The organism is Pseudoduganella sp. OTU4001 (assembly GCF_038440195.1).
In the GTDB taxonomy this organism is placed as follows: Bacteria; Pseudomonadota; Gammaproteobacteria; order Burkholderiales; family Burkholderiaceae_D; genus Rugamonas.
In genome coordinates this window covers 1-22,597 of the sequence record NZ_JASATG010000016.1, presented here as the reverse complement: position 1 = coordinate 22,597, position 22,597 = coordinate 1, and the positions used below count along the sequence as shown (strand labels likewise).

Here is a 22,597-nt window from a genome sequence, read left to right as displayed (position 1 = left end):
GGCGGCAAGCTTTCTGTTGGAACGAATCCCGCCATTTTACCTTCTGGACAGCCCCTTCCGCGAGAATGTGCGATATTGGCGGCTCCTGCCGCAATCCTTGAGGAGCCTCCCATGCCCAGCAAGAATACGATCTGCCTTTGGTACGAGCGCGATGCGCTCGAGGCTGCAAGCTTTTACGCCAAAACCTTCCCTGACAGCTCTGTTGGCGCCGTGTTTCGCGCCCCTGGCGATTTTCCGGACGGTCATCAGGGCGATGTGCTGACCGTCGAATTCACAGTGGCCGGCATTCCCTGCGTTGGCCTGAACGGCGGTCCCCAGTTCAAGCAAAGCGAAGCCTTCTCGTTCCAGATTTCGACCGAGGACCAGGCCGAGACCGACCGCCTGTGGAATGCCATCGTCGGCAACGGCGGCCAGGAAAGCGCCTGCGGCTGGTGCAAGGACCGCTGGGGCGTGTCGTGGCAGATTACGCCGCGCGTCCTGATGGAGGCGATTACCGATCCGGACCGCGCGGCAGCCAAGCGCGCCTTCGATGCCATGATGACGATGGGGAAAATCGACATCGCGGCGATCGAGAAGGCGCGACGCGGCTCTTAGTCGGCAGTTGGCGCCGGATGCTCTTCGGCGTAGCGGCGTGCTGACTCCAGCATGGCGTCCAGCCTGGCGCGCTCGTACACCTTGCCCTGGCTGACCACCAGGCGTACCTTGCGCGTGTTGGCGATATCCTGCAGCGGGTTGGCGTCCAGCGCCAGCAAGTCGGCCGCCTTCCCTGGCGCCACCGCGCCATAGCGTTCCTGCTTGCCCATGAAACGCGGGCCGTTGATCACCGACGCCTGCAGCGCCTGCTGCGGCGTCAGGCCGTTCTTGACGAAGATGCCCAGCTCGTCGTGCAGGCCCTGGCCCGGATAGTCGAAGGAGTTCAGGAAGCCCGCATCGGTACCAGCGATGATGTTGACGCCTTCCTGCTGCATCAGCGGCAGCAGCGAGGCCGCCTTCTCATACTGCGCGTGGCGATAGGCGATGGCGGCTGCATCGTCCTTGGCCGCGCGCTGCACGCGCCATTCGTAAGTCTTGCGCAGGCCCTTGCCGATGTATTTCAGGTAGTCGTCGTGCGCGTGGTCGTCCTGGTCCAGGTAGGCCGTGACCTGCGAGCCCACCAGGGTTGGGGTGATCGACATGCCGGCAGCGGCCATGCGGCGGAAGGTGGCGCGTGCGGTCGCTTCGTCAAAACTCTCCAGGCTGGCGCGCATGGCTTCTCGCGGGGGCAGCTTTCCTGCGGCGACTTGCGCGGTCAGCTCCGCTTCGCGCGGGGTCGCGCCGCGCAGGGCGTAGGACTGGTGCTCGATGCTGCCCAGGCCGGCCCGCATCACCTGGTCCAGCGTCAGCTGCACGGGCAGGTGGCCGGAAGTCTGCATGCCGCGCGCTTTCGCCTGGCGTACCGCTTCCAGGAAGATCTCGGGCTTCATGGTGTTCTCGGTAATCTTCACGAAGTCCACGCTGCGCGATTGCAGGTAGTCCAGCGCCTTGCTGATTTCTTCCGGCGTGCCGACTTCGATGGTGCCTTTCCACAGCGGCTTGTAGCCTTCCAGCTTGGGGCCGGAGGCGAGGATCTTCGGGCCCACCAGCTTGCCCTGGCGGATCAGGTCGCGCCAATCGAGCACGGTGTCCGACAGGTCGCCGGCGCAATCCCGCACCGTGGTGATGCCGTGCGCGAGATAGAGTCCCAGCAGCTGCTTGTTCTCTTCAATCAGGGCGGGACCGCCGCCGAAGTGTACGTGGGTATCCCACAGGCCCGGCATCAAATACTTGCCCGGCAGTTTGACGGTGCGTTTGGGCGCGTAGTTTTTCAGCTTCGCGCTGTCGACCACGGCGAGGATGTCGCCTCCCTTCAGCAGCACCGCCTTGCCCGTCACCAGCTGGCCGCTGGCCACATCGACAATCGTTGCCTGCGTCAGCGCCACATCCACCACCACGCGTCCCGCAGCATGCGCGCTGCCGTACGCCCCCAGCACCATCAAGGCGCCAACCAAAAGTTTAGTCGTCTTCATTGCCCAACATGGTACGCCCGCTGAAGCCTGCGCACCAGCCACGATAACAAACTACACATTACGAAATAGATGAGGGCCACAAACAGGTACATTTCGACAAGGCGTCCGTCGCGCTGGGCGATTTTACTGGCGGCGCCGACGAAGTCGGGCACTGAGAGCACGTAGACCAGTGATACATCCTGAAACAATACGATGGTCTGTGTTAGCAGGACTGGCAACATATTTCGAAAGGCCTGGGGCAGCACTACTTTCGACATGGTCTGCCAGTAGTTCATGCCAAGCGCTTGCGCCGCATACACCTGCCCTTCCGGGATGGCTTGTATGCCGCCGCGCATGATCTCGCAGTAGTAGGCCGCCTGGAACAAGGTGAAGGTGATCAGCGCGGAGAGGAAGGTGCCGACCTTCACCGGTTCGGCCTTGCCCAACGCCCAGGCGGCGATATAGGGCACCAGGAAGTAGAACCAGAAGATCACCAGCACCAGCGGCACGGCGCGGATCAGGTTGACGTATGCCGCGGCGGCCAGCGCAAGCGGGCGCCAGCTCGCCAGCCGCGCCATGGCGAGCAGCGTGCCAAGCGCCACGCCGCCCAGCATGGCGAGCACGGTGAGCTTGAGCGTGAACAGCATGCCGACCTTGAACAGATAGATCCAGGAGTTGGCGATCACGCTGAAGTCGAAGCTGGCCAGCATCACGCGGCCCTCCGGGCAGCCTCGCCAAGCGTGCCAGGCAGCGCCAATCGGCGTTCGAGCACGGTCATGCCGGCGACGACAAGCAAGTTCGCCAGTACGTAGATCATGGTGGCGGCGGCAAAGGCCTCGAAGAACTGGAACGAGAACTCCTGCATCGAGCGCGCGCTGGCGGTCAGCTCCATCAGGCCGATGGTGAGCGCGACGGAACTGTTCTTGATGATGTTGAGAAATTCACTGGCTAAAGGGGGCAGCACGATGCGCAAGCCCAGCGGCAGCAGCACATGGCGATACGCCTGCACGCGCGACAGCCCAATCGCCAGCGCCGCCAGCCGCTGCCCACTCGCCAGTGCATTGATCCCCGCCGCGACCTGCACTGCCACGCGTGCCGAGGTGAAAAAGCCCAGGCATAACACCGCCGTCACGAACGGTGCGTTAGGCAGCGCCTTGAGCCAGTCCCCCGCCGCACGCGGCAGCAGCTCGGGCAGCACAAAGAACCACAGGAACATCTGCACCAGCAGCGGGATATTGCGGAACACCTCCACCCAGCAGATCGCCAGCCGGCGCAGCCAGCGGTTGGGCGCCGTGCGCAAGGTGCCGACCACAATCCCCAGCGCCAGCGCAATCACCCATCCGGCCAGCGAGGTAGCCAGCGTCCACGCCAGCCCGGACAGCAGCGTGTCCCAATAGGTATGCACACCGTCCGGCGACAGCTCCCAGAAGATGCGCCAATTCCAGTTGTAGTGCATGCTATTTGTAAGCAGCGGGGTCGGGCGAGTCGGTCGGCTTGGCCAGCACGGCTTTCAGCGCGGCCGGCATGGGAAACTTCAGGTTCACGCCGCGCGGCGGAATCGGCTGCATGAACCACTTGTCGTAAATGCGCGCCATCTCGGGCGACTGGTATACCTTGGCCAACGCCGCATCGACCGCCTGCTTGAACGGAGCATCGCCCCTGCGCAGCATGATGCCGTATGGCTCCACCGACAGCGCCTCGCCGCCGATCACATAGTCGCCCGGCGCCTTGGAAGTGGCTACCTGGGCCGCCAGCAGGATATCGTCATTCGCCTCCGCCACCGCGCGCCCCGTTTCCAGCATCAGGAACGATTCAGGGTGGTCGCGGCCGGTAACAATCTTCATGCCCAGCCCGCGCTGCGCATTCAACACCGTCAACTGCTTCAATGAGGTGGTGCCGGCGGTGGCGACCAGCGTCTTGCCCTTCATGTCGGCCAGGGAGCGGATGCCGGCAGCCTTCTTCGTCAACAGGCGGCTGGAGATCACGAACATGGTCGGCGCGAACGCCACCTGCTGCTGGCGCTCCGCATTATTGGTGGTGGAGCCGCATTCAAGATCGATAGTGCCGTTGGCCATCAGCGGGATGCGGTTGGCCGAAGTGACTGGGTTGTAGGCGACTGTCAGCCCCGGCATGGCCAGCTGCGCCTTCAGGTGGTCGACGATCTTCAGGCACAGGTCAACCGAATAACCCTGGTACTGCTGCTTGTCGTCGAGATAGGAGAAAGGCACCGAGCCGTCGCGCACGCCCAGCACGATCTGGCCGCTGCGTTTGATCTTGGCAAGGGTGCCGGTGGCGTCCTGCGCGACAGCCGTCGTGGCCGCGCACAGGCACAGGAAGGGAAGCAGGCGCAGACAGGTCATGATGTCCTCCGCTAGGCGGGGACGATGACCCGCTCTACTAGTGGATGATACGCGCTAAAAAGTCCCGTGCGCGCTCGGAACGTGGCGCGCCGAAGAATTCGTCCTTGCTGCAGTCTTCCAGGATACGGCCCTTGTCCATGAAAACCACCCGGTTGGCGACCTTGCGGGCGAAGCCCATTTCATGGGTCACCACCATCATGGTCATGCCTTCCTGCGCCAGCCCGACCATCACGTCCAGCACCTCGTTGATCATTTCCGGGTCCAGGGCGGAGGTAGGCTCGTCGAACAGCATGGCGATCGGGTCCATCGCCAGGGCGCGCGCGATGGCCACGCGCTGCTGCTGGCCGCCGGACAGCTGGTTCGGGTATTTGTCCTGGTGCGCCAGCAGGCCGACGCGGTCCAGGTACTTCAGGCCCTTGTCATTGGCCTCGTCCTGGGAACGGCCCAGCACCTTGACCTGCCCCAGGGTCAGGTTTTCGCGCACCGACAAATGGGGGAACAGCTCGAAATTCTGGAAAACCATGCCGATCCGGGCCCGCAAGGCCGACAAATTGGTGCCTTTGGCGCCAACTGATGTTCCATCGACAATAATCTCGCCTTTTTGGAAGGGTTCCAGGCCGTTTACCGTCTTGATCAGGGTCGATTTGCCGGAGCCGGACGGTCCGCAGATCACCATGACGTCGCCCTTGGCCACCTCGGTGCTGCAGTCTGTCAGCACCTGAAAGTTGCCATACCATTTACTTAAGTCTTTAATTGCGATCATCTTTTTGGTGTTTCAGCAGTTTCATTCTTGCTTGACAGTCGCCTAGCACCGCAAGGATACTTCGGGACTTGCTTAATAACCCATCATTAAGCTCCTCATTCTAACGGCAAATCCGCCCCACATCAGGAATCTTGCTTATGGCCAACAAAAACCGTTTGACCACCTATATCCTCGTCGGCCTGGCGCTGGGTATCGTCGCCGGCTACTTCATCAATACCGGTTACAAGGATGGCGCGACCAGCTTTGCCGAGTACATGTCGCTCATTACCACCCTGTTCCTGCGCCTGATCAAGATGATCATCGCGCCGCTGGTGTTCTCGACCCTGATGGTCGGCATCGCGCGCATGGGCGATACCAAGGAAGTGGGCCGCGTCGGTATCAAGACCCTGGGCTGGTTCTTCATTGCGTCGGTACTGTCGCTGACCCTGGGCCTGATCATGGTCAACCTGTTCCGTCCGGGCGATGCGCTGATGGGCCATATCCCGACTGACGGCGCGGCCGCCGCAGCGACGCTGCAGAAATCCAGCCTGTCCCTGAAAGAGTTCATCACCCACCTGGTGCCGTCCTCCATCATCGACGGCATGGCCAAGAACGAGATCCTGCAGATCGTGGTGTTCTCGCTGTTCTTCGGCACCGCAGCTGCTGCTGTCGGCAAGAAGGCGGAACCGCTGATCGACGCGGTCGACGGCGTGGCGCACATCATGCTGAAGGTTACCGGCTACGTGATGCAGTTCGCACCGTTTGCGGTGTTCGCCGCGGTTGCCGGCACCATCGCCAAGAGCGGCCTGGGCGTGCTGCAAACCTATGGCGTATTTATGGCGGAGTTCTACCTGTCCATCGCCGTACTGTGGGCGATCCTGATCTTTGCCGGCTTCCTGTTCCTGGGCAAGCGCGTGATGAAGCTGGTTTCGGAAGTGAAAGAGCCGACCCTGCTGGCCTTCTCCACCGCCTCCTCCGAAGCGGCTTTCCCCAAGACCCTGGAAGGCCTGGAGCGCTTTGGCGTGCGTAACCGCATCGCCGCGTTCGTGCTGCCGATCGGCTACTCCTTCAACCTGGACGGCTCGATGATGTACTGCACTTTTGCAGCCATCTTCATCGCACAGGCTTACGGCATCCAGCTGGACCTGGGCACCCAGATGACCATGATGGCCGTGCTGATGCTGACCTCCAAGGGCATGGCCGGCGTGCCGCGCGCCTCGCTGGTGGTGATTGCCGCGACCCTGTCGCAGTTCAACATCCCTGAAGCGGGCCTGGTGCTGCTGCTCGGTATCGACCACTTCCTGGACATGGCCCGCTCGGCTACCAACGTGATCGGCAACTCGATCGCTACCGCCGTCGTGGCAAAGTGGGAAGGCGAACTGGTCGCCACCGACGACACCGAACTGGCCGACCGTCCGCTGCCATAAGCGCACCGCGCCCCAACAAAAATGCCGCCCAACCGGGCGGCATTTTTTTCGTCTGAACGGAACACGCGCACGCTTCGCTGGAGATCCTTTAGGTGCGCGCTAACCGCCCTGGATCAACAACTCGTCGCTTGTGGGTGAGGCCTGCTCTTGGTCGCCGCGTGCTTGCTGGCGCTCCCACATCTGGGCGTAGAGGCCTTCGCGTGCCAGCAGGGCGGCGTGGGTGCCGCGTTCGATGATTTTGCCGTGGTCCAGCACGATGATCTGCTGGGCGTCGGCGATGGTCGACAAGCGGTGCGCGATCACCATGGTGGTGCGGTTCTTCGCGATTTCTTTCAACTGCGCCTGGATCGCCTGCTCGGCCTTGGAATCCAGCGCGGAAGTAGCTTCGTCGAAAATCAGGATGGCAGGGTTCTTCAGCAAGGTGCGTGCAATCGCCACGCGCTGCTTCTCGCCGCCGGAAAGCTTGAGCCCGCGCTCACCGACCATGGTCTCGTAGCCGTCCGGCAGGCTGGCGATGAAGTCGTGGATCGAGGCGGCACGTGCGGCGGCGATGATCTCGTCCTTGCTGGCGCCGGGGCGGCCATAGGCGATGTTGTATTCGATGGTGTCGTTGAACAGCACCGTATCCTGCGGCACGATACCGATCGCGTGGCGCAGTGAGTTCTGCGTGACGTCGCGCAAGTCCTGGCCGTCGATGGTGATGCTGCCGCTATTCACTTCATAGAAGCGGTACAGCAGGCGCGATAGCGTGGACTTGCCAGAGCCGCTATGGCCGACCACCGCCGTCGTAGTACCGGCGGGGATGGTGAAGTCCACATCGAACAGGATCTGGCGTTTCGATTCGTAGCTGAAATCGACGTGGTTGAAGCGCACCTCCGCGCCCTGCGGATGCAGCGGCTGCGCGTGTTCCGCATCAGCCACTTCGCGGTTCTCGTTCAGCAGCGAGAACAGACGCTCCATATCCGCCAGGCTTTGCTTGATCTCGCGGTAGATCACGCCGAGGAAATTCAGCGGGATATACAGCTGGATCATGAAGGCATTCACCAGCACCAGGTCGCCCAGCGTCATGGTGCCGTCAATCACGCCTTGCGTAGCGCGCCACAGGATCAGCGTGACCGCAATCGCGATAATCGCCGATTGCCCTGTGTTCAGCAGAGACAGCGAAGTTTGCGACTTGACCGCCGCCTTCTCGAAGCGCTGCAAGCCCTCGTCGTAGCGGTTGGCCTCGTAGTCCTCGTTGCCGAAGTACTTGACCGTCTCGTAGTTCAACAGCGAGTCGATAGCCTTGGTATTGGCCTTCGAATCCAGGTCGTTCATGGTGCGGCGGAAGTGCGTACGCCAGTTGGTCACCACGATGGTGAAGGTAATGTAGATCACCAGCGCCGAGAAAGTAATCACCGAGAACCACACGTCGTAATGCAGCACCAGGTAGGCCAGCACCAGCGTGATCTCGACCAGCGTCGGCAGGATATTGAACAGCGTGTAAGAGATCAGCGAACTGACGCCGCGCGTACCGCGCTCGATATCGCGCGTCATGCCGCCGGTCTGCCGGTTCAAGTGGAAGCGCAAGGACAGCGAATGCAGGTGGCGGAACACCTTCAGCGCAATCGTGCGCACCGCACGCTGCGTCACACGCGCGAACAGGAACTCGCGCAGTTCGGTGAACATGGTGGTGGACAGGCGCAGCAAACCGTACGCCACCAGCGTCGCCAGCGGCAGCACCAGCAGCGCGCGCGGGTCGCCCGGCTTGACGGTCATATCGTCCACCAGCTGCTTGAGCACCACCGGCACGCCGACGTTGGCAGCCTTGGCGCCCACCAGCGCCAGCAGGGCCGCCAGTACGCGCCATTTGTACACCCACAGGTAGGGCAGCAATGTTTTCAGAGTAGCAAGGTCGCCGCGCGACTGGCCTGGTGGAGGTGGGGGAGTGTTCGGATAGCGTCGCATACGTGCGTTGGCTGGCTGGTTTAAAATCCTGTCAATTGTAGTCCTTCATGAGATTTTGCGATGAGCACCCAAGAACAAATTACTCCCCCTAACAGCCTCCCGCCTGGAAGGATGCCGGAATTGCGCGTGATGCCATCGCCGTCCGACGCCAATGTCTACGGCGACGTCTTCGGCGGCTGGATCATGTCGCAGGTCGATATTGCCGGGTCGCTGCCTGCGACCCGCCGCGCCAATGGCCGCGTTGCCACCATCGCCGTGAACTCCTTCCTGTTCAAGAACCCGGTGTTCGTGGGCGACCTGCTGTCCTTCTATGTCGACATCGTCAAGGTCGGCAACACTTCGATCACCGTCAACGTCGAGGTCTATGCGGAGCGCAACCGCCTGCAGGCCAATATCGTCAAGGTGACCGAGGCCACGCTGACCTACGTCGCCACCGGCCCGGATCGCAAGCCACGCCCGGTGCCGCCGCTGGAATCACTGCTGTAACCCCATGCAGGAAGGGCGCCGCCTCCTGCTCCAGACTGCGGCCCGCGTGGCCGCACTGGCGGCACTGGCGCCCCACCTGCCCGCTTCCGCACGCAGCGCCACCAACGGCGCCTATCCTTTCACGCTGGGCGTTGCTTCCGGCGCTCCCCTGCCCGACTCCGTCATCCTGTGGACCCGGCTCCTGCCCGATCCGCTGAACGCCGCGTCCATGCCGCCCATTGCCCAGCAGCTGCGCTGGGAAGTCGCCCATGACGAAGGCTTCACCCGGCTCGCCGCGCGCGGCACGGCTGTCGCATCGCCCGAGCTGGCGCACTGCGTCCACGTCGACGTGCGCGGCCTGGAACCGGACCGCTGGTACTGGTACCGCTTCATGCTGGGCGACGCGGTCAGCCCGACAGGCCGCACCCGCACCGCGCCGGCGCCGGGCAGCATGCCGTCCGCGCTCAAGCTGGCCGCCGCCTCCTGCCAGCACTGGGAATTCGGCCACTACGATGCGCACCGCCATATCGCGGCCGCCGCGCCCGACCTGGTCGCCTTCCTCGGCGATTACATCTACGAGTGGGGCCCCTACAGCCTGCAGCATCCGGCCAGCGCCCTGCGCCGCGACGAGAGTTTCACCCTGGCCCAGTACCGCGCGCGCTACGCGCAGTACAAGAGCGACACCAACCTGCAGGCCGCGCACCACGCCGCGCCCTGGCTGGTGACCTGGGACGACCACGAAGTAGCCAACGACTACAGCCCAACGCGCGACGAGCTGCTGTCGCCGGATTTCGTGCAGCGCCGGGCCGCCGCCTACCAGGCCTTCTTCGAGCACCAGCCGCTGCGGGCGCAGCGTATCTACCAGCGCTACGACTGGGGGCGCCTGGCGCGCTTCCACGTGCTCGATACGCGCCAGTACCGCTCGCCCCATGCCTGCCAGCCGGCGGGACGCGGCGGTTCCAATTCGGTCTATCGGCGCGCCTGCGCGGCACTGGCGGAGCCGGGCCGCACCATGCTGGGCATGGAGCAGGAGCGCTGGCTGGCGCAGGGTCTGAAGGAATCGAAGGCAAGCTGGAACATCGTCGCGCAGCAGACCCTGATGGCGCAGCTGTCGCAAGTGCCGCCGGCCAGCGATAGCGATGGCCGCTTCTGGACCGACGGGTGGGATGGCTATGCCGCAGCACGCGGACGCCTGCTCGACGCGATGCGCCACGCGCGCAACCCCGTGGTGCTGTCCGGCGACGTGCATACCTTCTTCGCTGCGGACTTGCGGCGCGATCCTTTGCGCGCGGCCAGCGCCAGCAACCCCGTCATCGCCACAGAATTCTGCGGCACTTCGGTCACGTCCAGCTCGCGCCCGCAGGCGCGCACGCAGCAATACGTCGAGATGAACCGCCACCTGCACTATGGACGCAGCGACAAGCGCGGCTTCATGCTGCTGGAATTGCGGCCGGAGCGCGCCGCCGTGTCCTTCCAGGGGCTGGACAATGTGCGCCAGGCGGGCAGCGGCATCGCGACGCTGGCGAGCTTTAGCGTGGCGGACGGCGTGGCGGAACCCCGGCGCGAAACCTGAGCGCCGCGTGCCAGGCGCTAGGCGCCGGGGCGGAAAGGCGCGCTTTCTTCCTTGCGCCGTGCAACCAGGCCGGCTTGCGGCTGCAGGCGGCCTGCGACCGGTGCGTCGATATTGCGCAGCATGGCGTCGGCCGCGCCTTCCAGGTCGCCGGCATCGATACGGCGCAGCACCAGCATGGCGCCGCCCGCACCGAGGTTAAAGGTATAGCTGACCAGCGCATCGAACTGCGCCTGCGTGAGGGCATGGTGGCTGACCTGGCGCTGCACGGCGCGTTCCGCACCGCGCACGGTCAGGTCAAATTCCGCCTCGACCTGGTCGGGCGTCATATCCGGATGGCTTGTTTGATAGTAGCCGCTCAAACCTTCGCGCTGTCGCAGCGCCCGGCGGCCTTCAGTGGAGAGGGAGAGTGCTGCGTTTAAAGTGTATGGTATCGATTGGCCCATAAATGGCTTCCGGAGGCTGCACAGGTGGTACTTTCCACTTTACAGCCGGTCCGGAGCCTTTACTTGCGCCAGATCAATCGTGCCGGCTTATGCTGCCTTCTTTTCGTCGCGCAGCTGACGGCGAAGAATCTTGCCGACGTTCGTTTTCGGCAGTTCGTCACGGAACTCAATATACTTCGGCTTTTTGTACGCGGTCAATTCGTGCTTGCAGAATTCCTGCAACGCTTCCACCGTCAGGTTCGGGTCCTTGCGTACAACGAACAGTTTGACCGCCTCGCCGGAGTTCGCGTCGGGTACACCAACGCAAGCCACTTCGAGCACGCCTGGGTGCGCGGCAACCACGCCTTCCACTTCGTTCGGGTACACATTGAAGCCCGACACCAGGATCATGTCTTTCTTGCGGTCGACGATGCGCACAAAGCCCTTGTCGTCCATGATGCCCACGTCGCCGGTTTTGAAGTAGCCGTCAGGCGTGATCGACTTGGCGGTATCTTCCGGACGGTTCCAGTAGCCGGCCATCACCTGCGGGCCGCGGATCGCGATTTCGCCGGGCGCGCCCAGCGCTACTTCATTGCCATCATCATCCAAGATCGCCACTTCGGTGGAAGGGATAGGCACGCCGATGGTGCCGGTGAATTCCTTGATGTCGACGCGGTTGGCGGTAGCCACCGGCGAGGTTTCGGACAAGCCGTAGCCTTCGATGATCGGGGTGCCGGTCACCTTCAGCCAGCGGTCCGCCACCGACTGCTGCACGGCCATGCCGCCGCCGTTGCAGATCTTGTAACTCGAGAAGTCCAGCTTGGAGAAGTCAGGATTGTTCAGCAGCGCGTTGTACAGCGTATTCACCGCAGGGAATACGGTCACGCGGTACTTGGCCAGCTCTTTCACGAAGCCCGGGATATCGCGCGGGTTCGGGATCAGGATATTCATGCCACCCGTCTTCCAGCCCATGAAGCAGGAAATGGTCAGCGAGTAGATGTGGTACAGCGGCAGCGCAGCCACGAACACCATCTGCTCATTGCTTGGCTTCATCTGCAGCCATGCTTCGTTCTGCAGCATGTTGGCGACGACGTTGGAGTGCAGCAGCACGGCGCCCTTCGACACGCCGGTAGTACCGCCGGTGTACTGCAGGAAGGCGATATCGCTTGGTTTCTGGTCGGCCGACTGCAGCGGCAGGCGCGAGCCCTCCGACAGCACTTGCTTGAAGCTGGTGTGGCCAGGGATATTCCAGGCCGGCACCATCTTCTTCACATTGCGCACCACGAAGTTGACGATGGCGCCTTTCAGGCCGCCCAGCAGGTCGCCCATCGAGGCCACCACCACGTGCTTGACGCCGGTCGATGCGACCACCTGTTCAACGGTGGTGGCAAAGTTTTCCAGCACGATGATCGCTTCCGCACCGGAGTCGTTCAGCTGGTGCTGCAGCTCGCGCGGGGTATACAGCGGATTGACGTTGACCACCACATAGCCGGCGCGGATGATGCCCGCCAGCGCCACCGGATATTGCAGCACGTTCGGCAGCATGATGGCGACGCGTGCACCTGGCTTGAGGCCCTTGGATTGCAGCCATGCGCCGAATTGCTTCGACAGCTGGTCCACCTGGGCGTAGGTCAGGAACTTGTCCATGCAGACGTAGGCGTTGCGGGACGCGAACTTCTGGAACGACTCTTCCATCAGGTGGGTCACGGAACGGTACTGCGAAACGTCGATCTCCGCAGGAACGCCCTCAGGATAGGACTTCAGCCAGATTTTTTCCATTTTTAAGCAGCTTTCTTGTCGTCGGCAGGCTTCTCGTCGCGCAGCATGCGGCGCAGGATCTTGCCAACATTGGTCTTTGGAAGTTCCGTGCGGAACTCGATATATTTCGGCTTCTTGTAGCCGGTCAGGTTTTGCTTGCAGTGCTCCATCAGCGCTTCGGCGGTCAGGTTCGGGTCTTTCTTCACCACGAACACTTTCACCGCCTCGCCGGAGTGCTCGTCCGGCACGCCGATGCAGGCGCATTCCAGCACGCCCGGATGCGAAGCCACCACGTCTTCGATTTCGTTCGGGTAGACGTTGAAGCCGGATACCAGGATCATGTCCTTCTTGCGGTCCACGATCTTCACGTAGCCGCGTTCATCCATCACGCCCACGTCGCCGGACTTGAAGTAGCCGTCGGGGGTCATGACCTTGGCCGTTTCTTCCGGACGGTTCCAGTAGCCGGCCATCACCTGCGGGCCGCGGATCGCGATTTCGCCAGGGGTACCAAGCGGCACTTCCTTGCCTTCATCGTCCAGGATCGCCACGTCGGTGGATGGGATCGGCATGCCGATCATGCCCGAGAACTCGGTGCTGTCGAAGCGGTTGGCGGTTGCCACCGGCGCGGTCTCGGACAGGCCGTAGCCTTCCACGATGGTGACGCCGGTTGCGGCCAGCCACTTGTCGGCCACCGCCTTCTGCACCGCCATGCCGCCGCCGTTGGCGACTTTCAGGCCGGAGAAATCGAGCTTGTTGAAGTCCGGATGGTTGAGCAGTGCGTTGTACAGCGTATTCACTGCCGGCAGCAGGTTGAAACGGTACTTGGCCAGTTCCTTGATAAAGCCGCCGATGTCGCGCGGGTTCGGGATCAGCACATTCAGGCCGCCCTCGCGCATGCCCCACATGGCGCACACGGTCAGCGCGAAGATGTGGTACAGCGGCAGCGCGCAAATGATGGTGCGCTCTTCCGGCGGCAGGTCGGCCAACTTCGGCGCCGACCAGGCCTGCATCTGCAGCAGGTTGGCGATGATGTTCTTGTGGGTCAGGGTGGCGCCCTTGGACACGCCGGTGGTGCCGCCGGTGTACTGCAGGAAGGCCACGTCCTCATGGCGCAGCTCGACGGCGGTCAGCTTCATGCTCTTGGCATGGCCCAGCGCATCCTTGAAGCGCACCGCGTTCGGCAGCGAGAACGGCGGCACCAGCTTCTTCACGTTGCGCACCACGAAGTTGACGATATGGCCTTTCAGGCCGCCCAGCATCTCGCCCATATTGGCAACGATGATGTGCTTGACCTGGGTGCGCGGCAGCACCTGTTCCAGCGTGGTGGCGAAATTCTCGAGGATGATGATGGCTTCCGCGCCGGAGTCGTTCAGCTGGTGCTCCAGCTCGCGCGGGGTGTACAGCGGGTTGACGTTGACCACGGTGTAGCCGGCGCGCAGGATGGCGCAGATGGCGATCGGGTATTGCAGCACGTTTGGCATCATGACGGCGACGCGCGCGCCCTTCTTCATGCCGCGGCTTTGCAGCCAGGCGCCGAGACGTTTGGAATGTTGATCCAGTTCGGCATAGGTGATGAACTTATCCATGCACACGAAGGCATTGCGCGACGCGTACTTCTGGAACGATTCTTCGAGCAGGTGAACCAGTGAGCGGTATTGCGTGGCGTCGATCTCGCTTGGGACGCCTGGGGGATACGACTTCAACCAGATTTTTTCCATCCTGTGCCTCTTTGTCTCGGTTTTATATGTATTATTTGCGAAAATAGAACGGCCGTGCTTTCCCGCACTCTAGATGCTATCGTGCAGGCCAGCCTAGTGGCAAGCTATTTTCCGGATTCTGGAACGCGTCCTCTAGCAGGCCTCCCTGCTGCACCGCAGCATCAGTTCACGCCGCTTCGTTCCCTGGCCGCCGCAGCGGTAGTGGTTTCAGGAGCCTGCGCCATAGCGCGCGCCAGCTCGTGCAACCGGTCATGCCGCTCCACGGATGGCAGGTTGCTCATGCTCCGCACCGCAGCATAAAAGTGGGGGAATCCCTTCTCTTTAGCTAGCAAGGCGCGGAAGCCGGGCAGCAAGTCATTATAGGTTGCAACAGATGCTAAATGGGCATTATTGAGCGGTTCTGCAAAGAATCGGTCATAGCCGTTGTAGCCAGCCCAGTTGGCCTTCAAGACCTTGTATTCCTCCTGCAGGGAGGCGAACACGCGCAGCTTTTCCTCGCGCTTCTTTTTGGCGCTGGCCTTGCTGGCGTAATTGTCCGCCAGCATCTGGCGGTGCTTGACCAGCAGTGCCATGAAATCCTGCCGCCGCAGGTTGTAGCGCTGGTAGGCTTCGCGCATGGCTTCATTGCCATACAGTTCGAGCCAGCGGTTGACGCCGGCTTCTTCCACCGCCGAGGCAAAGGCTTCGTTGAATTTCGAATCGCCCTGCACATACACCACCTGGTGCGCCAGTTCATGGAACACCAGGCGCGCCAGTTCGGCATCGGAGTGGTTGATGAAGGTGGACAGCAGCGGGTCGCTGAACCAGCCCAGCGTGGAATAGGCCGGCACGCCGCCGATCTGCACATCGTTGCCTTCCTTGCGCAGCTCGGCGGCATAGGCTTCGGCGTCGGCCTTGTCGTAATAGCCGCGGTAGCTGACGCAGCCCGCAATCGGGAAGCACCATTGCACCGGGCGCAGCGACAGCTCGGGCGTGGCCACCACATTCCACAGCACGTACTGGCGCTTGAGCGGCGCGTAGTTCTTGTAGCTGGCGTTGTCGGGCAGGCCGAGCTCCTTCACCGCGAAACGGCGGATCAGCTTGGCTTTTTCAAGGCGGGCTTTGAGTTTGGGATCGGTGGCGGGGTCGCCGATCCAGTCGTCGACCGGACGGGCGTCAGACCAGAGCGCGTACTGGCCCTGGGCCGCCTGGAAGTAATACTTGAATTGCGCACAACCGGCCAGGAGCGCGGCGCACACACCCGCTGTCGCCAGGTATCTGGCGCGCAGTTTCAAGTGTGCTAACGTGCGCATAAGTCATTCTCAGGCAGCTTTCTCGACTTGGACCAGTGTATCGTAAAACGTCGGCGCACGACCCATGTCAGTCAACCGTTGGCTGGTGACCTCATTGGCGTTCTTGCCATCGCCCGCCAGCTTCTTCCACCAGATCGATAGCCCCACCACCAGGCCTTTGCGGGCCTTCGGCGTCACGCGCGCCTTGCACACGAAGGAACCGCGATCGTTGAAGATGCGCACCATATCGCCGTGGTTGATGCCACGTGTTGCCGCATCGTCAGGACTGATGTCGAGGTGCGGCTCACCCTCGGTGGCGCGCAGGCTTTGCACGTTGACAAAGGTCGAGTTCAGGAAGTTGCGCGCCGGCGGAGATATCATCGCCAGCGGGTATTTTGCCGCCAGTTCGGGGGCAGATGCCGCCGATTCGTAGTTGGCGATGTAGGTCGGCAACGGGTCCAGGCCATCCTGCTTCATGCTTTCCGAATAGAACTCACATTTTCCTGATGGTGTGGGGAATTTGCCGCATGCAAAAGGTGCATCAGGAACTTCCAGTTTCTGCCAACCCTTGCGCTTGAGTGACTCCCAGTCGAACTGCACGAATGCGACCGATGCCAGCTGGTCATCACTGTCTTTAAAGCATGGATCGCCGAGGCCCATGCGCGCGGCCAGCAGGCGGAAGAACTCGGTGTTCGACTTCGCTTCGCCCATCGGTGCGATGGCGGGATTGTTGGCCATCATGTACAGGTGGCCATAGGCGCTGTGCGCATCGGTATGCTCGAGCTGCGTGGTGGCCGGCAGCACAATGTCGGCATAATCGGCCGTATCGGTCTGGAAGTGTTCCAGCACCACCGTGAACAAGTCCTCGCGTGCGAAGCCGGCCGCTACTTTGGCCGAGTCGGGCGCAATCGCCAGCGGGTTGGAGTTGTACACGATCACCGCTTTCAACTGCGGGCCGAACTCGGGCGAGGCCGGGCGCAGCAGGTCGTCGCCGATGGTGGTCATATTGATGGTGCGCGGCTGTTTGGCCAGCAAATCCGGGCGCTGCAGCGCTGCCAGGTTTTTCTTGAAGGTGCCGGAGGAGGACAGCTGCACCCCGCCCGCCGCGTGGCGCCAGGCGCCGACCAGCGCCGGCAGGCAGGCGATATTGCGCACCGACATGCCGCCGCCATGCACGCGCTGCACGCCGTAATTCATGCGAATCGCCACCGGCTCGCCGCGCTTGGCGGTTTCGCCATATTCGCGCGCCAGGCCTTCCACTTCCTCGACGCTGATGCCGCAGGTGGCGGCGGTGCGCTCCGGCGTCCACTCCGCCGCACGCTCGCGCAGCTGGTCGAAGCCAAGCGTGTACTGCGCGATGTAGTCGTGGTCCAGCAGGTCGTCGCGGATCAGGATGTGCATCATGCCCAGCGCCAGCGCCGAATCGGTGCCCGGCAGCACGGCGATGTGCTGGTGGCATTTGTCGGCTGTCAGCGAACGGTAGGGATCGATGGCGATCAGCTTGGCGCCATTGCGCTTGGCTTCCTGCGCGCGGGTCCAGAAATGCAGGTTGGAGGCAATCGGGTTGCCGCCCCAGATGATGATCAGCTTGGCATTCTGGAATTGCTCGAGGTCGGTGCCGATCGAGGCGCCGATGGTGTACTTGTAGCCGGTGGCCCCGGCCGTCGCGCAAATCGTGCGGTCCAGCAGCGAAGCGCCGATCTTGTGGAAGAATCGCGAGGACATGGAATCGCCCTGCACCAGGCCCATAGTGCCCGCGTAGCTGTACGGCAAGATGGATTCAGGCTCAGTCGCTGCCAGCGGCTGCAGGCGCGCCGCGATCTCATCCAGCGCCTCATCCCAGCTGATCCGCTCGAACTTGCCCTCGCCCTTCTTGCCGACGCGGCGCATCGGGTACAGCAGGCGGTCCGGCGAATAGGTGCGCTCGGTATAGCGCGACACCTTGGTGCACAGCACGCCGGCCGTGGTCGGATGGTCGGGATCGCCCTTCACTTCGGTCGCCACGCCGTCCTCGACGGTAACGAGCAAGGCGCAGGTATCGGGGCAATCGTGCGGGCAGGTGGCGCGGACTTGGGAGGTGGACATCTTGATATGGTTTAGCGGCGGCGTAAAACGATATCGTAAACGATTCCAGAAAATCGCATCGGGAGGCTAGAATGGCAACACCGATGGAGAACCAAATGAAACTGATCGACCCGATTATTGCGTTTCAATCCGAGCTGCAGCAGATCCGACGCGACCTGCATGCCCACCCGGAACTCTGCTATGAAGAAGTACGTACCGCCGAAACCGTTGCCGCCAAGCTGAGCGAATGGGGCATCCCCGTGATCCGCGGCCTGGGCAAGACCGGCGTGGTTGGCATCATCAAGAACGGCACGTCCGAACGCGCCATTGGCCTGCGCGCCGATATGGATGCGCTACCGATGCAGGAGATCAACACCTTCCCGCACGCCTCCAAACACGCCGGCAAGATGCACGCCTGCGGCCACGACGGCCACACCGCCATGCTGCTGGGCGCGGCGCACTACCTGTCGCAGCACCGCAATTTTGACGGCACCGTCTACCTGGTATTCCAGCCGGCCGAAGAAGGCGGCGCCGGTGCGCGCGAAATGATCCGCGACGGCCTGTTCGAGAAGTGCCCGATGGATGCCATCTACGGCATGCACAACTGGCCCGGCATGGCGCAAGGCGCGCTGGGCGTATGCGAAGGCCCGATGATGGCCTCTTCCAACGAATTCCACGTCACCGTGCGCGGCAAAGGCGCCCACGCGGCCCAGCCGCACAAGGGCATCGACCCGATCATGATCGCGGTGCAGATCGCGCAGGCCTGGCAGACCATCGTCACCCGCAACAAGAGCCCGCTGGATACGGCGGTGCTGTCGATCACCCAGATCCACGCCGGCAGCGCCACCAATGTGATTCCCGATGACGCCAAGCTGGTCGGCACCGTGCGCACCTTCACCACCGAAGTGCTGGACATGGTCGAGAAGCGCATGCAGTCACTGGCCGAAGGCATTGCCGCCGCCTTCGATGCGGAAGTCGAATTCACCTTCCGCCGCAACTACCCGCCGCTGGTGAATCACGCCAAGGAAACCCGCTTCGCCGTGGAGGTGATGAAAGCCGTGGTTGGCGATGCGATGGTCGACAGCAATATCGAACCGACCATGGGCGCGGAGGATTTCGCCTTCTTCCTGCAGGAGAAGCCAGGCTGCTACGTCTTCATTGGCAACGGCGACGGCGACCACCGCGATGGCGGCCACGGCCTCGGTCCCTGCGTGCTGCACAACGGCAGCTACGACTTCAACGACCAGCTGCTGCCGATCGGCGCCAGCTTCTGGGTCCAGCTGGCCGAAGCAGCCCTGCCGAAAGGTTAAGGCAGCCGATCCTCGCCGCTGCCGACGCGCACGCCCGGATTCAGCCGTTCCAGCGCAATCAGCGCCGCCGAATGATCCGCCCGCGGCAGCACATCGCGAATCGTCTCATAACGCTCCGTCACCAGGCTGGTGACGGGCAGCGCCACCCCCGCAGCAGCTGCCGCAGCCAGGATATTGTGCTGGTCCTTCAGCTGCGTCAGCACCTGCCCGCCAGGCAGGAAATTCCGCTCCAGCATGCGCTGCCCATGCACTTCCAGCACCCGGCTCTCCGCAAAGCCGCCACGGATCGCCTCCCGCACCGCCTCCGGATCCGCCCCCGCCGCCTGCGCCAGCAGCAAAGCCTCCGCCACGATATTGATGGTGCCACCGACGATCAGCTGGTTGCACAGCTTCGCCACCTGCCCGCTGCCGGCTGGCCCGACCAGCTTCGGCTTGCCCATCGCCTCCAGCACCGGACGCGCTGTCTCGAAATCCTCCGCGCTGCCGCCCGCCATGATCGCCAGCGTACCCGCAGCCGCACCGCCAACGCCGCCCGACACCGGCGCATCGATAAAGCGATGCCCGCGCCGGCCCAGCAGCGCATGGAACTCCTGCGCCTCATCCTGCCGCGTTGAACTCATGTCGATCCACAGCGTGCCCGGACGCAGCGCATCAAGCGCCGCCTCGATCACGCCGCGCACCGCGTCGCCCGCTGACAACATCGACACCACCACCGCCGCATCCGCCACCGCATGCGGCAGCACATCGTCCGGATCGGCGCCGGCAGCCGCCAATACGCCAGCCTTGCCCGGCGTGCGGTTCCAGGCGGTGACCGGGTAACCCGCCGCCAGCAGACGACGCACCATGGGCTCCCCCATCAGGCCGATACCGAGGAACGCAATTCGCTGAGGATGAGTCAATTTTTGCTCCACTTATGTCAATATTGCAGTGATTTTAACAATTTGGGGGTCGTCTGAAATTATTTCAGAACGTAAGTAAAATGCCCGAATTGCCGCAGCAAATGTAGAGACTGTGGCAAAAATAAGAGAGATAAATTACATGCACCGTAAAACAATCATCGCTGCCGCAGCCTTGCTTGCAGCTCAATCTGCCTTTGCCATCGACCTCAATTCCGCCTACGTGGAATACGGTTCCGCCTCCAAAGTCCGCATGGTGCGCCTGGGCGCCACCCAGGACTTCAAGCCCGAGTGGAGCTGGTTCAATTCCAATGGCACCCACCTGGCCGGTTACTGGGACGCCAGCATCGGCTTATGGGAAGCGCGCCAATGGCACAATGTACCAGGCTCCAAGAGGAATCTTATCGACATCGGACTGACCCCGGTATTCCGCTTCGAGAATACCAATAAGAAGGGCTTCTACGTTGAAGGCGGCATTGGCGCCCACCTGCTGTCGCGCACTTATAACAGCAACGACGATGGCCTCTCCACGGCCTTCCAGTTCGGCGACCACCTGGGCGTCGGCTATGTGTTCGCCAACAAGTGGGAAGTGGCCCTGAAGGCACAGCACTTCTCCAACGGCGGCATCAAGAAGCCAAACAGCGGCGTCGACTACCTCGTCATCAAAGCGTCCTACCGCTACTAAAAAGAAAAGCCGCCGGTTTGCACCGGCGGCTTTCTTCATCCAGGTCAGCGCAGCTTATTCTGCTACGTCAGCCCCGACATTGATTGCAGCATATGCGCGCTGGACTGCTTTTGCTTCAGCGCTGTTCGCGCCATACAGTTCCTGCGCTGCTGCCAGCACTTTCAAACGAGCATCTGCGTAGTTGGTCGACGAGGTGAACTTGGTGCTGTTCGCGCGGAACCAGATACGGTAAGCCTTGTCGATGCCGATACCGGTCATGTTCTTAGGCGCCTGCACCAGATACTTGGAGTAGTAGTCGCTGGTGGTGGTGGCACTGGAGCCCATGGCCAGGAAGTAGAACATGCGGTTGTTAGGGCCGCTGCTGTAGTGCACATCCAGGCGCTTCACGGAGGTCGACCATGCATCTGGCGAGCGGCCATCCTTGCTTGGCTTGTACATCCAGCGCAGCGGCTGGCCGCTCTTCGAGATTTCCTTGCCCATCATCCAGTCGTTACCGGAAGGGACAGGCAGGGCCGCGCCAGTGCCGCCGGCACGTGCGTAGGCTTCCACTGCTTCGCCGGCGATGTCCGACGACGATTCGTTCAGGCCGCCGGATTCGCCGCGGTAGGTCAGGTTGGAGGTGGCGGCGGTAATGCCGTGGCCCATCTCGTGGCCGATCACGTCGATCGAACCCAGGTTATTGAACGACGTGCCGCCGTCGCCGATGAACATGCACTTGCAGCTGTCGGAGTAGTAGGCATTGTCGTAGGCGGTGTTCACGTGCACGGCGATGTAGGTCGCGGTGTTGTTGCCGTCCAGCGACTGCCAGCCCAGCACGTTCTTGTGCATGTCGTAGGTGTTCATCAGGCCCCACAGTGCATTCACTGCAGCGGTCTGGCCGTTGGCGTTGGTGGTGCTGCCGCCGGCGATGTACTGCTTGCCGTCGCCCCACACATTGGTGGCGTTGGAGTACACGGCGCCAGCAGTGGTGCCATGGTCAGCGTTCGTGATGGCCATCGCGCCGAAGGTGCCGCCGGTACCGCGGGTGCCGTCGATCATCTTGTACACGCCGCCGGTCAGGGTAGTGTTGATTGGCACCGCGCCGTTGTACTGGCTATTGCCGGTACCGACGACGTTTTGCATTGCGCTCCACTGGTCCAGCACGCGGCCGTCTTTGGCGCTGATAACGGTGTCGTAGAAACCATCCTTGGCGCGGGTCTTCACCAGGTAGGCCAGTTCGTGGCGGTCCACCACTTCCTGCACGTCGACTGCGTTCAGTTCATCTTCGGCCTTGTTCTCGGCGCCGGCTGCACGCACCGACTTCATGACAGGGAAGATCACCAGCTCAGCGGAAGGCGGATCGATCGGGGCGCCGCGCGCCGGCACGTGCTGGCCGGCTTTGGAGATGGCGTCCTTGCTGCTGATGACAGGCTTCACGTCGAAGCGCTTGGCGGACAGGCCTTGACGGCGCTCGCCGATCGATTCGCTGACGATGTTGCCGCCCTTGTCGGTCACCACCACGGATTCGGATTCAAAGATGCGCACACCTTTGTAGGTGTGGTTGAGGCGGCTGATTGCGTGGCCTTGTTCGCCTGGGTGCTGGCTGGCGATGACGAAGCCGTGGTCGGTATCCAGGCCGTGCTTGCCGCGCTCACCGTTCAGGGTAGAAATCAGGCGCGCTTTTTCCTGTGCAGAGAAGGCTACAGGGCTAGCCATCATGCTGGCGGCGCCAGCTTGTGCAGCTACCACAGCGATGGCTGCAGCGATCAGCGTTTTACGAATTTGCATATGGTCTCCAATTGTCCCGTGGTGGTTTTGTAATGGGACTGCCACACTATCGGGCTTGGAGGGGGAGAGTCAAAATTTCTACAAATTGAGACAACTTTCTGTTGTATGTTTAATTTGAGACTTTCGAAAGCAAAAAGGCCCGCTAGCTTATGCTTAGCGGGCCTTCGG

At 62.4% G+C, this 22,597-nt stretch carries 19 protein-coding genes; 6 read left to right on the top strand and 13 right to left on the bottom strand.

Going from position 1 to position 22,597, the window contains the following annotated elements:
* Positions 1 to 111: 111 nt before the first annotated feature.
* The gene (locus tag AAHE99_RS15630; RefSeq protein ID WP_342118278.1) at positions 112 to 594 is read left to right on the top strand and encodes a VOC family protein; all 483 of its coding nucleotides are present in this window, start codon (positions 112 to 114) and stop codon (positions 592 to 594) included.
* On the opposite strand, the gene AAHE99_RS15625 is transcribed toward AAHE99_RS15630, so the two are convergent.
* Genes AAHE99_RS15625 through AAHE99_RS15605 form a run of 5 tightly spaced genes read right to left on the bottom strand, consistent with a single transcriptional unit; the run spans position 591 to position 5,147 of the window.
* A complete protein-coding gene (locus AAHE99_RS15625; RefSeq protein WP_342118277.1) occupies positions 591 to 2,045 on the bottom strand; it encodes an amidohydrolase family protein in 1,455 nt (484 codons plus the stop codon). The two genes, AAHE99_RS15630 and AAHE99_RS15625, sit on opposite strands and share 4 nt — an antisense overlap.
* Positions 2,042 to 2,734, bottom strand: a complete 693-nt coding sequence (locus AAHE99_RS15620; protein WP_342118276.1) for an amino acid ABC transporter permease — start codon at positions 2,732 to 2,734, stop codon at positions 2,042 to 2,044. Before AAHE99_RS15620 ends, AAHE99_RS15625 begins: the two co-directional genes overlap by 4 nt.
* Complete coding sequence (locus AAHE99_RS15615; RefSeq protein WP_342118275.1) at positions 2,734 to 3,480, bottom strand: amino acid ABC transporter permease; 747 nt, start codon at positions 3,478 to 3,480, stop codon at positions 2,734 to 2,736. The genes AAHE99_RS15620 and AAHE99_RS15615 overlap by 1 nt, the downstream gene beginning before the upstream one ends.
* Position 3,481: 1 nt before the next feature.
* Complete coding sequence (locus AAHE99_RS15610) at positions 3,482 to 4,384, bottom strand: amino acid ABC transporter substrate-binding protein (protein ID WP_342118274.1); 903 nt, start codon at positions 4,382 to 4,384, stop codon at positions 3,482 to 3,484.
* 37 nt (positions 4,385 to 4,421) lie between these two features.
* On the bottom strand, positions 4,422 to 5,147 hold the full coding sequence (locus AAHE99_RS15605; protein ID WP_342118273.1) for an amino acid ABC transporter ATP-binding protein: 726 nt from the start codon (positions 5,145 to 5,147) through the stop codon (positions 4,422 to 4,424).
* 137 nt (positions 5,148 to 5,284) lie between these two features.
* Between AAHE99_RS15605 and AAHE99_RS15600 the strand changes: the two genes are divergently transcribed.
* A complete protein-coding gene (locus tag AAHE99_RS15600) occupies positions 5,285 to 6,553 on the top strand; it encodes a dicarboxylate/amino acid:cation symporter (protein WP_342118272.1) in 1,269 nt (422 codons plus the stop codon).
* A 99-nt stretch (positions 6,554 to 6,652) separates the two neighbouring features.
* On the opposite strand, the gene AAHE99_RS15595 is transcribed toward AAHE99_RS15600, so the two are convergent.
* Positions 6,653 to 8,500 carry an ABCB family ABC transporter ATP-binding protein/permease gene (locus AAHE99_RS15595; RefSeq protein ID WP_342118271.1) on the bottom strand — a complete coding sequence of 616 codons (1,848 nt, stop codon included), beginning with the start codon at positions 8,498 to 8,500 and terminating at the stop codon, positions 6,653 to 6,655.
* Between the two features lie 111 nt (positions 8,501 to 8,611).
* Here AAHE99_RS15595 and AAHE99_RS15590 point away from each other — a divergent pair, with 111 nt between their 5' ends.
* Positions 8,612 to 8,986 (top strand): acyl-CoA thioesterase, encoded by a 375-nt coding sequence (locus AAHE99_RS15590; protein ID WP_342118270.1) that lies wholly within the window; start codon positions 8,612 to 8,614, stop codon positions 8,984 to 8,986.
* Between the two features lie 4 nt (positions 8,987 to 8,990).
* Complete coding sequence (locus AAHE99_RS15585; protein WP_342118269.1) at positions 8,991 to 10,538, top strand: alkaline phosphatase D family protein; 1,548 nt, start codon at positions 8,991 to 8,993, stop codon at positions 10,536 to 10,538.
* A gap of 17 nt (positions 10,539 to 10,555) precedes the next feature.
* On the opposite strand, the gene AAHE99_RS15580 is transcribed toward AAHE99_RS15585, so the two are convergent.
* The 5 genes from AAHE99_RS15580 to AAHE99_RS15560 form a co-directional block, all read right to left on the bottom strand.
* Positions 10,556 to 10,864, bottom strand: coding sequence for a lysozyme (locus AAHE99_RS15580; protein WP_446728933.1), 309 nt, complete (start codon positions 10,862 to 10,864; stop codon positions 10,556 to 10,558).
* A 204-nt stretch (positions 10,865 to 11,068) separates the two neighbouring features.
* Positions 11,069 to 12,739, bottom strand: a complete 1,671-nt coding sequence (locus AAHE99_RS15575; protein WP_342118267.1) for a long-chain-fatty-acid--CoA ligase — start codon at positions 12,737 to 12,739, stop codon at positions 11,069 to 11,071.
* Between the two features lie 2 nt (positions 12,740 to 12,741).
* Complete coding sequence (locus tag AAHE99_RS15570; RefSeq protein WP_342118266.1) at positions 12,742 to 14,436, bottom strand: long-chain fatty acid--CoA ligase; 1,695 nt, start codon at positions 14,434 to 14,436, stop codon at positions 12,742 to 12,744.
* A 161-nt stretch (positions 14,437 to 14,597) separates the two neighbouring features.
* Positions 14,598 to 15,728, bottom strand: a complete 1,131-nt coding sequence (locus AAHE99_RS15565; protein ID WP_342118265.1) for an aminopeptidase — start codon at positions 15,726 to 15,728, stop codon at positions 14,598 to 14,600.
* 9 nt (positions 15,729 to 15,737) lie between these two features.
* Positions 15,738 to 17,792, bottom strand: a complete 2,055-nt coding sequence (locus tag AAHE99_RS15560; RefSeq protein WP_342118264.1) for a molybdopterin-containing oxidoreductase family protein — start codon at positions 17,790 to 17,792, stop codon at positions 15,738 to 15,740.
* A 95-nt stretch (positions 17,793 to 17,887) separates the two neighbouring features.
* Between AAHE99_RS15560 and AAHE99_RS15555 the strand changes: the two genes are divergently transcribed.
* A complete protein-coding gene (locus tag AAHE99_RS15555) occupies positions 17,888 to 19,081 on the top strand; it encodes a M20 aminoacylase family protein (RefSeq protein ID WP_342118263.1) in 1,194 nt (397 codons plus the stop codon).
* Here the strand turns inward: AAHE99_RS15555 and AAHE99_RS15550 are convergent.
* Entirely contained in the window at positions 19,078 to 19,980 is a 903-nt protein-coding gene (locus AAHE99_RS15550) for an NAD(P)-dependent oxidoreductase (protein ID WP_342118262.1), read from the bottom strand. The two genes, AAHE99_RS15555 and AAHE99_RS15550, sit on opposite strands and share 4 nt — an antisense overlap.
* Positions 19,981 to 20,119: 139 nt before the next feature.
* Between AAHE99_RS15550 and AAHE99_RS15545 the strand changes: the two genes are divergently transcribed.
* Positions 20,120 to 20,662 (top strand): acyloxyacyl hydrolase, encoded by a 543-nt coding sequence (locus AAHE99_RS15545; RefSeq protein ID WP_342118261.1) that lies wholly within the window; start codon positions 20,120 to 20,122, stop codon positions 20,660 to 20,662.
* A 54-nt stretch (positions 20,663 to 20,716) separates the two neighbouring features.
* On the opposite strand, the gene AAHE99_RS15540 is transcribed toward AAHE99_RS15545, so the two are convergent.
* Positions 20,717 to 22,429 carry a M4 family metallopeptidase gene (locus AAHE99_RS15540; RefSeq protein WP_342118260.1) on the bottom strand — a complete coding sequence of 571 codons (1,713 nt, stop codon included), beginning with the start codon at positions 22,427 to 22,429 and terminating at the stop codon, positions 20,717 to 20,719.
* Between the last annotated feature and the right edge of the window lie 168 nt (positions 22,430 to 22,597).